General features: G+C 63.6%; 15 protein-coding genes. 3 read left to right on the forward strand and 12 right to left on the reverse strand.

The features are described 5' to 3' along the window. Window positions 1-29: 29 nt before the first annotated feature. The 8 genes from EO136_RS12695 to coxB form a co-directional block, all read right to left on the reverse strand. A complete protein-coding gene (locus tag EO136_RS12695) occupies window positions 30-830 on the reverse strand; it encodes an SURF1 family protein (protein WP_127144772.1) in 801 nt (266 codons plus the stop codon). Between the two features lie 3 nt (window positions 831-833). Then, complete coding sequence (locus tag EO136_RS12700; protein WP_127144773.1) at window positions 834-1,214, reverse strand: DUF983 domain-containing protein; 381 nt, start codon at window positions 1,212-1,214, stop codon at window positions 834-836. Window positions 1,215-1,266: 52 nt separating this feature from the next. Continuing rightward, window positions 1,267-2,103, reverse strand: coding sequence for a cytochrome c oxidase subunit 3 (locus EO136_RS12705; RefSeq protein WP_127144774.1), 837 nt, complete (start codon window positions 2,101-2,103; stop codon window positions 1,267-1,269). Between the two features lie 8 nt (window positions 2,104-2,111). Then, the gene (locus tag EO136_RS12710; RefSeq protein ID WP_127144775.1) at window positions 2,112-2,663 is read right to left on the reverse strand and encodes a cytochrome c oxidase assembly protein; all 552 of its coding nucleotides are present in this window, start codon (window positions 2,661-2,663) and stop codon (window positions 2,112-2,114) included. Window positions 2,664-2,674: 11 nt separating this feature from the next. Next, window positions 2,675-2,815: a hypothetical protein gene (locus EO136_RS18605; RefSeq protein ID WP_164730571.1), complete on the reverse strand. Its 141-nt coding sequence runs from the start codon at window positions 2,813-2,815 to the stop codon at window positions 2,675-2,677. A gap of 20 nt (window positions 2,816-2,835) precedes the next feature. Continuing rightward, on the reverse strand, window positions 2,836-3,768 hold the full coding sequence (locus EO136_RS12715) for a heme o synthase (RefSeq protein WP_425466616.1): 933 nt from the start codon (window positions 3,766-3,768) through the stop codon (window positions 2,836-2,838). A gap of 82 nt (window positions 3,769-3,850) precedes the next feature. Then, a complete protein-coding gene (gene ctaD, locus EO136_RS12720; protein ID WP_127144776.1) occupies window positions 3,851-5,506 on the reverse strand; it encodes a cytochrome c oxidase subunit I in 1,656 nt (551 codons plus the stop codon). A gap of 17 nt (window positions 5,507-5,523) precedes the next feature. Then, on the reverse strand, window positions 5,524-6,450 hold the full coding sequence (gene coxB, locus EO136_RS12725) for a cytochrome c oxidase subunit II (protein ID WP_246018365.1): 927 nt from the start codon (window positions 6,448-6,450) through the stop codon (window positions 5,524-5,526). Window positions 6,451-6,822: 372 nt separating this feature from the next. Here coxB and EO136_RS12730 point away from each other — a divergent pair, with 372 nt between their 5' ends. After that, window positions 6,823-7,278: an invasion associated locus B family protein gene (locus EO136_RS12730; protein WP_127144874.1), complete on the forward strand. Its 456-nt coding sequence runs from the start codon at window positions 6,823-6,825 to the stop codon at window positions 7,276-7,278. A 176-nt stretch (window positions 7,279-7,454) separates the two neighbouring features. Here EO136_RS12730 and EO136_RS12735 read toward each other — a convergent pair whose 3' ends face one another. After that, window positions 7,455-7,658, reverse strand: a complete 204-nt coding sequence (locus EO136_RS12735) for a DUF1127 domain-containing protein (RefSeq protein ID WP_127144777.1) — start codon at window positions 7,656-7,658, stop codon at window positions 7,455-7,457. Between the two features lie 141 nt (window positions 7,659-7,799). On the opposite strand from EO136_RS12735, the gene EO136_RS12740 reads away from it, so the two are divergent. Further along, entirely contained in the window at window positions 7,800-8,696 is an 897-nt protein-coding gene (locus tag EO136_RS12740) for a LysR family transcriptional regulator (RefSeq protein ID WP_164730582.1), read from the forward strand. Between the two features lie 10 nt (window positions 8,697-8,706). On the opposite strand, the gene EO136_RS12745 is transcribed toward EO136_RS12740, so the two are convergent. Further along, window positions 8,707-10,086, reverse strand: a complete 1,380-nt coding sequence (locus EO136_RS12745; RefSeq protein ID WP_127144779.1) for a glutamate--cysteine ligase — start codon at window positions 10,084-10,086, stop codon at window positions 8,707-8,709. Window positions 10,087-10,190: 104 nt separating this feature from the next. Next, entirely contained in the window at window positions 10,191-10,931 is a 741-nt protein-coding gene (locus EO136_RS12750) for a 16S rRNA (uracil(1498)-N(3))-methyltransferase (RefSeq protein ID WP_127144780.1), read from the reverse strand. 81 nt (window positions 10,932-11,012) lie between these two features. Between EO136_RS12750 and ubiA the strand changes: the two genes are divergently transcribed. Then, entirely contained in the window at window positions 11,013-11,945 is a 933-nt protein-coding gene (ubiA, locus tag EO136_RS12755; protein ID WP_127144781.1) for a 4-hydroxybenzoate octaprenyltransferase, read from the forward strand. 74 nt (window positions 11,946-12,019) lie between these two features. Here ubiA and EO136_RS12760 read toward each other — a convergent pair whose 3' ends face one another. Continuing rightward, window positions 12,020-12,529 carry a DUF6101 family protein gene (locus tag EO136_RS12760; RefSeq protein ID WP_127144782.1) on the reverse strand — a complete coding sequence of 170 codons (510 nt, stop codon included), beginning with the start codon at window positions 12,527-12,529 and terminating at the stop codon, window positions 12,020-12,022. Window positions 12,530-12,562 lie beyond the last annotated feature (33 nt).

The raw sequence follows: 12,562 nt of genomic DNA on the forward strand, positions 1-12,562 counted from the left end.
GATACCTTCCCGCCGTTGTTGGCCGCACCCTAATCGTCGGCCTGACCCCGGGCAACCCGCCCGTCCCGGCGTCTTTGCCTTGCAAGCCAGAACACCAGCATGACCGGCGTGATCAGCGCGAAGGCGAACCAGGTGCCCGCATATTCCAGGTGCCTGTTTGAGAACCGCAGCTCGGTCTCCCCGCCCTGGGGGAGCCCGTCGGGGCCCGAGGCAATGGCATCGAGGGTGACGGGCAGAACCGGGCGGTCGGCGTCCGCAAGGAACAGTGCCAGACGCTCGGGGTTCCGGATCCATTCACGGCGCCCGGCGATATCGGCCTCGGGCGTGAACGGGCCGGAGCGCTCGGGACGGCGGGCGATGGCCTCGAGCGTGATGGGGTCGCCGGATGCGCCGGGCCCTCCATCCTCGTACTGGCCAACGATATCCTGGGGCACGAAGCCGCGATTAACCCAGACCACCCCGCCATCGCCGGTCTGCAGCGGCGCCATGATCCAGTAGCCGATGCCCGAGAACGGGCCGTTGGCGTCGGTTAGGTTGCCGAAGATGACGACGGTCTGGTCGTGGTCGAACCGACCCGTCACCTCGACCGGGTAGTAGTCCCATTGCGCGGGATCGAGGCTGGCCCATTGATCGCTGGCCGGAAGGGCTCGCGCCGGCTCGTTGATGCGGGCCTCTGCCGTGGCGATCTCGGCCTGCTTTTCGCCGAGCCGGGAGACCTGCCAGAGCCCGAGATAGACAAAGAGCGCGGTCAGCAGCCCCATCAGAATGACGAAGGCCCACTGCCCCGCGGTGCCGAAACCGGGCCTCTGTGTGCGCTGATCGGGGGCCATGGGTTACTCTTCCCGCTCGCCGGGACCGCCGCCGGGGCGGGCGCCCTCGTGGAACTGAAGATTGATCATGGCGCCCTTGAACGGGCGCAGCAGCGCCAGCGAGAAAATGAGGGTCGCGGGGAACCACAACAGGATGTGGACCAGAAAGGAAAAGCCGAACAGCGCGTCGGTGATCAGCCAGAGCAGGACGACGGCCAGCCCCACGGGGAACATGATGAGCACGGCAGGACCATCGCCGCTGTCGGCGAAGTCGAAATCCAGCCCGCAGACCCCACAGCGATCGGCCACGCTGAGGAAGCCGGAAAACAGACGCCCCTCTCCGCAGTTCGGGCACCGACCCTTGAGGCCGGAGACGAGCGGAGAGGGGCGTTGATGAGCGCTCATTGGGGAGATGCCGCACGCTGGCCGGGAGCCAGCCTGCGACCCTTGGCTAGGATCAGTGGACGGCGATCGTCGCGCCCCAGGAGCCCCAGACGTAGATCGAGGCGAAGAGGAACAGCCAGACCACGTCGACGAAGTGCCAGTACCAGGCCGCAAATTCGAAGCCCAGATGCTGGTTGGGGGTGAAGTGACCGCGATAGACGCGCATCAGGCAGACGAACAGGAACACGGTGCCGATGAAGACGTGGAAACCGTGGAAGCCCGTGGCCATGAAGAAGGTCGCGCCGTAGATGTTGCGGGCGAAGTCGAAATGGGCCTGGGTGTATTCGATGACCTGCACGAAGCTGAACAGCGCGCCAAGCAGCACCGTGAGGATCAGGCCCCACTTCAGGCCTTCCCGGTCGTTCTCGAGAATGGCGTGGTGCGCCCAGGTGACGGTGGTTCCCGAAAGCAGCAGCAACAGGGTGTTGAAGAGCGGCAGGTGCCAGGGATCGAACACCTCGACGCCGACCGGGGGCCAGGCACCGCCGGTGAAGGCGACGCGTGCTTCCTGGACGATTTCATCGGGGTAGAACGCGGCGTCGAAATAGGCCCAGAACCACGCCACGAAGAACATGATCTCCGAGGCGATGAACAGGATCATGCCGTAGCGGTGATGAAGCTGGACGACCGGGGTGTGGTGGCCGGTTTCCGCTTCGCTGACCACGTCAGACCACCAGGCGAACATGGTGTAGAGCACGCCGACCAGACCGGCCGCAAAGAGCCAGGGGGCAGAACCGTGCATCCAGAAAATGGCACCAAGCGCCATGACGAAAGCTGCGACGGAGCCGACGAAGGGCCACGGGCTCAGGTCGACCAGGTGATAATCATGGTTCTTTGTGTGGGCGGCCATGTCTGCGCTTATCCCCGTTCGGTATGATGGAATGTGTACGACAACGTGATGTGCTGGATCGTACGAAGTTCGGTGTCGAGATCAATATCGGGATCGACGAAATATGTCACCGGCATTTCCACCGATTCGTGCGGTGCCAGCGTCTGCTCGGTAAAGCAGAAGCACTCGATCTTGTTGAAGTAGATCCCGGTTGCGTCCGGCGTGACGTTAAAGCTCGCCGTGGTCGAGATCGGCTGGTTGGACATGTTGGTCGCGCGGTAGACAACGGTCCGGGTCATGCCGATGGGGTCGGTCTCGACCCGCGAGGGCACGACGCGCAGCGGCAGGCCCGGGGAAATGGTGGCATCGAACCGAACGGCCATCTCGCGATCGAGCACGCCCTTTCCATTGCTGCCCGCGATCTGGGTGGTCCCGCCATAGCCGGTCACCCGGCAGAAGAGGTCGTAAAGGGGAACAGCAGCAAACGACATGCCCAGCATGAACAGGGCAAATGCCGCAGCCGATATGACGATCTTGCGATTGGAGCGCCGGGGGGCGACCGCGGGATCGATAGTGGCCATCGCCTCGCTCCCTATATGGCGCGGACAAGCACGGCGGGGCCGAGCTTGACGACCGTGATGACGTAGAACAACAGCACCAGCGCGGCGAGCGAGAGCCCGATGGCGATCGAACGGCGGCGCTGCCGCTTGCGGGCGATATCGTGCGAGATCATTGCCTTTTCGTCCTTCATGTTCATTGCGCGGCCCCAAGCCAGAATGCCAGACCGCTATCGGCCAGCAGCGCAACGAAAAGCACGAACAGGTACCCGAGAGAATAGGTGAAAAGGACGCGGGCCCGGCGCTTCATTTCCACGCCCTCGGCCATGCGCAGCCGCACGGCGAGAATCGCGAAACCAGCACCCAGGACGGCGGCGGCAAGGCCATAGACCATGCCCGCAAGGCCGGTGAGAACCGGGCCGAACGCGGTCGCGCACAGAAGGACCGTGTAGACGACGATCTGATTCTGGGTCACTCGCTCGCCCGCGACATTGGGAAGCATGGGGATGCCCGCTGCCTCGTAATCGCCCTTCTTGTAGAGCGCCAGAGCCCAGAAGTGCGGAGGCGTCCACAGAAAGATGATCATGAAGAGGATCAGCGCATCGATCGAGACAGTGCCGGTAACCGCCGCCCAGCCGATCATCGGGGGGAAGGCGCCGGCCGCGCCGCCGATGACGATGTTCTGGGGCGTCGAGCGCTTGAGCCAGACCGTATAGACCACGGCGTAGAAAAAGATGGTGAACGCGAGGAGCCCGGCGGCGACCCAATTGGTCGCGAGCCCGAGGGTGATTACAGAGAAGGCCGACAGCGTCATCCCGAAGGCGAAGGCCTCCTCGCGCGGGACGCGACCGGAGGGAATCGGGCGGTTAATGGTGCGGCTCATCACCGCGTCGATGTCGGAATCGTACCACATGTTGAGCGCACCCGATGCGCCGGCGCCGATGGCGATGCACAGGATGGCAACGAAGCCGAGAACCGGATGGATGGCCTGGGGTGCGACGATAAGGCCCACAAACGCCGTGAACACGACCAGAGACATGACCCGCGGCTTGAGAAGCGCGAAGTAGTCTTCGATCCGGGCCTCGTCAGCTATCGAGGCCGTGCGGTCATGTCCGTCCATATAGACCAAAAATGATCTCCGAGCTCTTGAAGCGACCAGTGAGTAGCGGACGGGGCCTTGGCCTGCCGCCCGCTACCTGGCTTGTCGCTCCCTACTTGAAGCGGGGCAGCGTTTCGAACTGGTGGAACGGCGGAGGCGAGCTCAGCGTCCACTCGAGGGTCGTTGCGCCCTCGCCCCAGGGATTGTCGGCAGCCTTGCGCTTCTTGGCGAAGGCTTCGATCACCGAATAGAAGAACACGATCATCGCGACCAGCGTGATGGCGTAGCCGATCGAGGACACGAGGTTCCACAGGCTGTAGGCGTCCGGATAGTCGATGTACCGGCGCGGCATGCCCGCAAGGCCCAGGAAGTGCTGGGGGAAGAACACGAGGTTCACGCCCACGAACATGATCCAGAAGTGGATCTTGCCCAGAAGCTCGGAGTACATGACGCCGAACATCTTCGGGAACCAGTAGTACCAGGCCGCAAATATCGCGAACACGGCGCCCAGCGAGAGCACATAGTGGAAGTGGGCCACCACGTAATAGGTGTCGTGCAGCGCCCGGTCAGCACCGGCATTGGCAAGGACCACACCGGTCACGCCGCCGACGGTGAACAGGAAGATGAACCCGACCGCCCAGAGCATGGGCGTGGTGAACCGGATCGATCCGCCCCACATGGTCGCGATCCACGAGAAGATCTTCACGCCCGTGGGCACGGCGATGATCATGGTGGCGGCCACGAAATAGCGCTGGGTGTTGAGCGATATGCCGGTGGTGTACATGTGGTGCGCCCAGACGACGAATCCCACCGCGCCGATGGCGATCATCGCATAGACCATGCCGAGATAGCCGAAGATGGGCTTGCGCGAGAAGGTCGAGACAATGTGGCTGACGATGCCGAAGCCGGGCAGGATCAGGATGTACACCTCGGGGTGACCGAAGAACCAGAACAGGTGCTGGAACAGGATCGGATCACCGCCATAGGCCGGATCAAAGAACGCGGTGCCGAAATTGCGGTCGGTGAGCAGCATGGTGATGGCGCCGGCCAGAACCGGAAGGCTCAGCAGCAGCAGGAACGCGGTGATCAGCACCGACCAGGGGAACAGCGGCATCTTGAAGAGCGTCATGCCCGGTGCGCGCATGTTGAAGATGGTGGTGATGAAATTGATCGCGCCCAGGATCGATGACGCACCGGCAATGTGCAGCGCAAGGATCGCATAGTCCATGGCAGGACCGGGCTGACCGATGGTCGAGAACGGCGGGTAGATGGTCCAGCCGCCACCCACGCCCATCATCGAAGGCGCGCCTTCGACGAACATGGACATCAGCAGCAGGAGGAAGGCCGGCGGCAGCAGCCAGAACGAGATGTTGTTCATGCGCGGGAACGCCATGTCCGGCGCGCCGATCATCAGGGGCACGAAATAGTTCGCAAACCCGCCGATCATGGCCGGCATGACCATGAAGAAGATCATGATCAGGCCGTGGGCGGTCGTGAACACATTGTACATGTGCTTGCCGGCATCGACCGCGGCGTCGCCCTCGACGCCATAGGCCATGGAGGCGAGCCCGTGGAAAATCTGGATTCCGGGTTCGGCCAGTTCCCAGCGCATAAAGCCCGAAAGCGCACCGCCGATGATCCCCGCGACGATTGCGAAGATCAGGTAAAGGATGCCGATGTCCTTGTGATTGGTCGAATAGACGTAGCGCTTCCAGCCGGTGGGAACACCGTGTGAAGCGTGATCGTTCTCAGCGTGAGCCTGAGCCATTTTCTGCCAGCCCCCCTTTAGATTGCGTCGGCGTCGCCACCGGCCGGCTCGGCCTCGGCAAACATCTGATTTGCAGCAGCAAGATCGCCGCCCGAGGCCATCTCGAGCCAGGCGTCGTACTCTTCCTGTTCGACCACCCGCACCGCGATGGGCATGAACGCATGGTCCATTCCGCACAGCTCCGAGCACTGGCCAAAGAACATGCCCGTGCGCCGGGCGTGGAACCATGTCTCGTTGTTCCGGCCAGGCACCGCGTCGGCCTTGATGCCGAAGGACGGCACGGCGAACGAGTGGATCACGTCGCTGGCGGTCACGAGCACGCGCACGGTGGTGTCGACCGGCACGACGATCTCGTTGTTCACGGCCAGAAGGCGGGGATGATCGGGCTTGGATGCCAGGCGCTCTTCTTCGTCGAGCATCAGCGAATTGAAGGCGAAGCCATCATCCATGTACTCGTAATCCCAGGACCACTGGTTGCCCGTGGCCTTGATGGTCACCGAGGGTGCGGGGACCTGGGCGTCACCGCCCGAGAAGATCGCGGCACCAAGATAGGCCCGCTCGCCGTCCGGCGTGGTCTCCTGATCGGCGAGCACGCCGAATGAGGGGATCGCGATGACGATGAGGATCAGGATGGGGACGACCGTCCAGACCACCTCGACCAGCGTATGGTGAGTAACCTTGCTCGGCACGGGGTTGGCGCGGTGATTGTAGCGCACGATGACCCAGATCAACAGGCCAAGGACCAGCAGGACGATGCCCGTGATGATCCACATCAGCAGGCCGTCATGGAACGCGACGACAGAGTCCATGATCGGAGTAACCGATTCCTGAAATCCGATCTGACCCGGCGCCGGCTGGCCGAGTTGAGCAAAGGCCACCGACGGCATGATCGCGGCGATGAACGCGGCCAGCACTGCGAGGAGGCGGAAAGAAAATCCTGTCACCTGGACTTCTCCTGAACGTTTTTATTTTCTGGCCCCCATTACCGACCGGGTGCGCATGACAAATGCCGCACGCGCCCGACTCATGTGCTGGGTGCAGGGTTTTCCGGGTGTCAGCTAAACCACATCCCGCCCCGCAAGGCAATTGAGCACAGGGGTGCCAGCCGTGCGTCATTTTTGCGCCCCCGCGCCACACCCCTGCCCCACTCGTGGGTTTGATGACCACAGACGTGGCCATGGCCGACGTTGACAAATCACCGGCACACCGCACACAAAGGCCCGTCGGCCTGACCGTCCCCAGGAGAGTTTTCCGTGACGCGCCCCATCCTTCCCATCCTGCTGCTCGCTTTCGGCGCCGCCCTTGTGCTTGCAACGATGGTCATTAGCCCGGCGGCTCATGCACAGGGTTCTGTCCGATCCCAGCACGGGGACTGGCAGATGAGCTGCGACATGCTCCCGGGCGCCAACGAAGAGCAGTGCGCGCTGATCCAGAACGTGACCGCGGAGGACCAGCCCAATGTCGCCCTCTCGGTGATCGTGCTCAAGACGGCCGACGAGCAGGCCCGCCTGTTGCGCGTGCTGGCCCCGCTCGGCATCCTTCTGCCCAACGGGCTGGGGCTCAATATCGACGGCGAGGATCAGGGGCGCGTGGCGTTCGTGCGCTGCCTGCCCAATGGCTGCGTGGCCGAAGTGGTCATGGACGAGGCCCTGATCGACCAGTTGTCAGAGGGCGACTCGGGAATCTTCATCGTCTTCAAGACGCCCGAAGAGGGCATCGGCATCCCGGTTTCGCTCGACGGCTTCGCTGAGGGCTTTGCCGCCCTGCCCTGAGTTCTTTCCTCACTCGGACATGAAAAAGCCGGACCCGCTGGGGCCCGGCTCTGGGGTCAGGAAACGGGGTCGAAAAGGCAAATCAACCCTGTTCCGTCAGGTCCGGCTCGTTGGTGGGCCTGCGCCGGCAAAAACGCGAGGGCCCGAACCAGACCTATATCGGCTTCGGCAAGGGGTCACCGAAGCCAATCTGTTGCGCGTTGCGCGCGCCGGGCGGACAAGACATCGGCCGCATTGCCGCCCTCCCGCAGCGCATCCGCGATATCGAAACGGGTCAGACCCAAATCGCTCAGACGAGCTGCATCCAATGTCATCAGGGCACGAAGGCTGCCACGACCAACACCGCCATTGCGCCGAAACCTGGTAAAGAATGCAGTCATTTTCAAGGCCTCCGAAGCGCCGATGCGCTCGCTGTCTCGCCAAGGCTCCTCGTGAGCCGGCAAGCGAGCAGATAGGGCCTTGCGGCACATTAATCAATTGAATAGAAGTCATTGTTGTCATCAACTTCTGTGATGAATGCCATGGCCAGTCCTCTCGATCTCGACCAGCTCCAGACCTTCTGCGCGATCGCCGATTGCAGCAGCTTCACCGAAGCGGCAAAGCGGGTCTACAAGACCCAGTCGGCGGTCTCGATGCAGATCAAGCGGCTCGAAGAGCGGCTGGGGCGCCCGCTTTTCTTAAGGGAAGGCCGCCGGATCGCGCTGACCGGTGACGGCGAGGCCGTCTATGCGCGGGCACGGCGGATGCTCAAGCTCAACGCGGAAATCATGGATCTCTTTTCCAGCGAGGACCTTGCGGGCAATATCCGGTTCGGCGTGCCCGACGACTACGCGGTCAAGCTTTTGCCGATCATCCTCTCGGGCTTCCAGCGCACCCACCCCAAGATCATGGTCGATGTGCGCTGCCAGCCGTCCGAAGAGCTGCTCGAGGGCATGCGGTCAGGCAAGTACGACATCATCGTCTTCACCCAGGGGACGATGCATGAATTCGGCGAGCTGTTCCGGACCGAGCGCATGTTCTGGGTCGCCTCTCATGGCGGACAGGCGCTGGCGACCGAACCGCTGCCGCTAGCGTGCGGACCGCAATACTGCATCTGGCGGGCCGATGCGGTCGAAGCGCTCAGCCGCATAAATCGCGATTTCAGGATCGCCTATACGTCCTCGAACGCGACCGCGATCTCGAGCGCGGTGCTGTCGGACCTCGCCGTGGGTTTCCTGCCCGAAAGCGCCATCCAGCCCGGCATGCGGGTGATCGCCGAAGACATCAAGCTGCCAAGGCTCCAGGACGCCCAGATCGCGCTTCTGCGCGCCTCACACGCCTATGGCGGGATCTACGATGCGCTGGTGACCCACATCACGGGGAACATGGGCAATCTCTCGGGCGCGCGCAGCGTGGGGGATACCGCCGCGGCGGAGTGATCTGGCTCGTTCAGGCCGCATCCCGCGCCATGGGATGGTCGGCAAAGACGCGCGAAGCGTCCCCGTTCCAGGGCCCGTGGTACAGGTCGAGCAGGCGCTCGGCCGGTGTCTTGCCGCATTGAAGCGTGTATTCGAGCGGCGAGAGGAACACGGTTTCGTCCGCACCTTCCCAGTTGCGACGTCCCCGCGCCTTGAGCCCCGACCGCGAAATGGCGACCACCTCGCGGGCGACGTCCATGAGCGTTCCATCGCGGAAGGGTGTAGAGAGCGCGTGACGGGCCACGCCATCGCGAAGGCTCTGGCGTTCCTCGTTCGTCCAGTCCCGGACCAGGGACCAGGCGGCTTCGAGCGCGGCATCGTCGTAGAGCAGCCCCACCCAGAAGGCGGGCAGCGCGCAGACGCCGCGCCAGGGCGCGCCATCGGCGCCGCGCATCTCAAGGAACTGCTTGAGCCGCACTTCGGGGAAGAGAGTCGAGAGGTGGTCTTCCCAGTCCTTGAGCGTGGGGAGTTCACCGGGGCGCTGGGGCAGCTTGCCTTCAAGAAAGGCCTTGAAGCTCTCGCCGGCGCAATCGATGTATTGCCCGTCGCGGACGATGAAATACATCGGCACGTCCAGCGCGTAATCCACATAGCGCTCGAACCCCATGCCGTCCTCGAAGGCGAAGGCAAGCATGCCGGTGCGCTCGGCGTCGGTGTTGAGCCAGATGTTTGAGCGGTAGGAGAGATAGCCCGAGGGCTTGCCCTCGAGGAAGGGCGAATTGGCGAATAGCGCCGTGGCCAGCGGCTGCAGGGCCAGCCCGACCCGCAGCTTCTTGACCATGTCGGTTTCTGAGGAAAAGTCGAGATTGACCTGCACGGTGCAGGACCGGAACATCATCGAGGTGCCCAGCGTGCCCACCTTCTCCATATAGGGCTTCATGATCGCGTAGCGCGATTTGGGCATGATGGGGATGTCCTCGAGCCGCCAGGTCGGGGTAACGCCCAGACCGAGAAACTCGATGCCCATGGGCTCGGTGAACTTGCGCAAAAGCTTGAGGTGATCGTTGGTCTCGACGCAGGTTTCATGAAGGGTCTCGAGCGGCGCGCCCGAGAGCTCGAACTGGCCACCCGGCTCGAGCGAGATGGCGCCGCCGCCCAGGGGGTTGTTGAGCCCGATCACCTTGCCCTTGTCGTAATAGGGGGTCCAGGCGGTCTCTGCCTGCACCCGGTCGAGCAGGGCTCCGATGCCGTTCTCACCCTCATAGGGCACGGGCATGCGCGTGTCCGAGAAGAAGGTGAACTTCTCGTGCTCGGTGCCGATGCGCCAGTCCTCGACCGGCTTGTTGCCGCGCGCGAGCGCTTCGATCAGTTGACCGCGCGATTCGATGTGCGGGGAAGGAGTATCGACCATGCAAAACCTCTGGTCCCGGGATAGGGTGCCGGGACGTTTTCCGCGACAATAGCGGCCCGGTGCGACAGATCAATCCTCTTTATCGTAAAACACCGATAAAGCAATCACCAGTCGCCGGCCACCGCCTGGATGATTGCGAGGGCGGCCACGGTCGCGGTATCGGCCCGCAGAATACGAGGGCCCAGGCTGATCGGGCACACGAAGTCCTGCGCCAGCAGCACCTCCCGTTCCTCGGCGGTGAACCCGCCTTCCGGGCCGATCAGGAGCCCAAGGGACCGCCCTTCATGAACCGCGACGGCATCGAGCGGGGAGGAGGATGCGCTTTCCTCATCGCAAAAGACGAGGACGCGCTCCCCCTGGGATTGCCGCCAATCGGCGATCAACGCCTCGAGCCTGATCGGTTCGGCGACCGCGGGTACGGCGATCACCTCGCATTGCTGGGCGGCCTCGATGACGTTGGCCCGGACCTTGTCGGTCCGGATGCGCGGGCTCTGGACGTTCCGGGTGATGACCGGCTGGAGGACGCCTGCCCCCATCTCCGTTGCCTTCTGGACCTGATAGTCGAGCCGCTTGATCGGGGCGAAGCCGAACCAGAGGTCGGGCTGGGGCGTCTGGGGGGCGCTCTGCTCGATCAGCGTGACCCGTGCGCTCTTTTTTCCCACTGCAGTGAGTTCGGCAAGGAAGGCGCCGTCCGAGCCGTTGAACAGCACGCATCGATCCCCCTGCCTGCGGCGCAGCACCGTTATGAGGTGGTTGACCTGTCCGGGTTCGAGCTCGAGCTCGCCGCCGGCTGCCAGTGGCGCATCGACGAACAGGCGGGGGAGGAATTTATGGGTGCGCGGCATGCTGGGGTTCCGGGCTTGATCTCTTGATCGGAAAACGCCAGTGCTTTGTGCCAGACAAGACCAGCGGGAAAAAGCCTATCCATGAATTCGACCAGCAAACCGATGGGCACCGTCTCGGATGCCCCGAAGGGAAATTGGGTGGACCGGTTCGCCCCTGACCGGGCCAAGCCCTATCTGCGCATGTCGCGGCTGGACAGGCCGATCGGCTACTGGCTTCTGTTCTGGCCCTGCGCCATGTCGCTCGCGCTGGTTGCGATCGCTACCGATACTGCGTTCAACATCTGGTTTGTGGTCCTGTTCCTTATTGGCGCCATCGCCATGCGGGGGGCGGGCTGCACGTTCAACGACATCGTGGACCGCGATATCGACGACAAGGTCGAGCGCACGCGGTCGCGGCCGATTCCCTCGGGCCAGGTCAGCGTGCGGCAAGCCGCGGCTTGGCTGGTGCTCCAGGCTCTGGTCGGGCTCGCGGTGCTGGTGCAGTTCAACGGCTTCGCCATCGTCGTGGGCCTCTCGTCGCTGGGGTTCGTTGCGATCTACCCGTTCATGAAGCGCATCACCTATTGGCCGCAGCTTTTCCTCGGCCTCGCCTTTTCATGGGGTGCGCTGATGGGCTGGGCGGCGGTCGATGGCGCGCTGGGGCTGGCGCCGGTGCTGCTCTATTTCGGCGCGATCGCCTGGACGATCGGGTACGACACGGTCTACGCGCTCCAGGACATCGAGGATGACGCGCTGATCGGGGTGAAGTCCACCGCGCTTCTGGTGGGCGCGAGGGTCGTGGGCTTCGTGGCGCTGTTTTACGGGCTCGCGATGGCGCTCTGGCTGGCGGCAGGGCTGCTGGCGGGCGGCGGCTGGGGGCTGGTTGCGCTGGTCGTTCCGGCAACCATGCTGGGCTGGCAGGTGGCCCGGCTCGATCCCGCGGACCGGGGGCGGGCACTTTTCCTGTTCAAGTTCAACCGCTTCGTGGGGCTGGCGATGACGCTTGCCCTGCTTGTCGCGGCCTGGATCGGCTAGAGCGTGTCCAGTTCCGATCCAATCCGAACAGGCCCCGGACTGCTCCGGGGCCTTGATGATCGGTTCCCTGTCGCTCAGACCGACTGGCCGGTCTTGCGCTTGCGGGCGAACCGCGTCCGGCGCTCGACCTGAGGGGCGAGCATACGGCGGGGGCCGGCCTCGCCGAGAGCGACGCCATCGATATGCTGGGAATAGGCCACCATCTTGCCGTCGCCGGCGCGGATATAGAGCGGCAGGCGGAGCTTCTTGCCCCAGTTCTGCCATTCGGCGACAACGTTGGCGTTTCCGCGCTCTTCGAAGACCTGATAGTGGAAATCGGGATTGGGGTGGACCAGTTCGATGGTGCTGAAAAGCTCGCCATCCTCGCCGATCCGCGTCGCAACGGCGACCGCGACATACTCGTCGACCGGCACCTTGATGCGAACGGTGAAGCCCGATTTCTCGAGCTTGCGCCGAACGGTGACCGTCATCGTATCGGAGCGCGCCCTGTTGTCATTGGCCGGGGAAAGCCCGAGCCCTTGGGGGTAGGATGTGCCCAGGTAAAGGGCGACCGGGGAACCCGTGATCTGTGCGCCGCGAACCATGTTCTGCCTCTCTGTCAACTTTCGAGAGCTTGT

Origin of the sequence: Pelagibacterium montanilacus, assembly GCF_003992665.1 — a bacterium.
GTDB lineage: Bacteria > Pseudomonadota > Alphaproteobacteria > Rhizobiales > Devosiaceae > Pelagibacterium > Pelagibacterium montanilacus.

Excerpts from the sequence above, each read along its gene's own strand:
- EO136_RS12695 (WP_127144772.1), bottom strand. The coding sequence starts at position 830 with ATGGCCCCCGATCAGCGCACACAGAGGCCCGGTTTCGGCACCGCGGGG.
- EO136_RS12700 (WP_127144773.1), bottom strand. The coding sequence starts at position 1,214 with ATGAGCGCTCATCAACGCCCCTCTCCGCTCGTCTCCGGCCTCAAGGGT.
- EO136_RS12705 (WP_127144774.1), bottom strand. The coding sequence starts at position 2,103 with ATGGCCGCCCACACAAAGAACCATGATTATCACCTGGTCGACCTGAGC.
- EO136_RS12710 (WP_127144775.1), bottom strand. The coding sequence starts at position 2,663 with ATGGCCACTATCGATCCCGCGGTCGCCCCCCGGCGCTCCAATCGCAAG.
- EO136_RS18605 (WP_164730571.1), bottom strand. The coding sequence starts at position 2,815 with ATGATCTCGCACGATATCGCCCGCAAGCGGCAGCGCCGCCGTTCGATC.
- ctaD (WP_127144776.1), bottom strand. The coding sequence starts at position 5,506 with ATGGCTCAGGCTCACGCTGAGAACGATCACGCTTCACACGGTGTTCCC.
- EO136_RS12730 (WP_127144874.1), top strand. The coding sequence starts at position 6,823 with ATGGTCATTAGCCCGGCGGCTCATGCACAGGGTTCTGTCCGATCCCAG.
- EO136_RS12735 (WP_127144777.1), bottom strand. The coding sequence starts at position 7,658 with ATGACTGCATTCTTTACCAGGTTTCGGCGCAATGGCGGTGTTGGTCGT.
- EO136_RS12740 (WP_164730582.1), top strand. The coding sequence starts at position 7,800 with ATGGCCAGTCCTCTCGATCTCGACCAGCTCCAGACCTTCTGCGCGATC.
- EO136_RS12745 (WP_127144779.1), bottom strand. The coding sequence starts at position 10,086 with ATGGTCGATACTCCTTCCCCGCACATCGAATCGCGCGGTCAACTGATC.
- EO136_RS12750 (WP_127144780.1), bottom strand. The coding sequence starts at position 10,931 with ATGCCGCGCACCCATAAATTCCTCCCCCGCCTGTTCGTCGATGCGCCA.
- ubiA (WP_127144781.1), top strand. The coding sequence starts at position 11,013 with ATGAATTCGACCAGCAAACCGATGGGCACCGTCTCGGATGCCCCGAAG.
- EO136_RS12760 (WP_127144782.1), bottom strand. The coding sequence starts at position 12,529 with ATGGTTCGCGGCGCACAGATCACGGGTTCCCCGGTCGCCCTTTACCTG.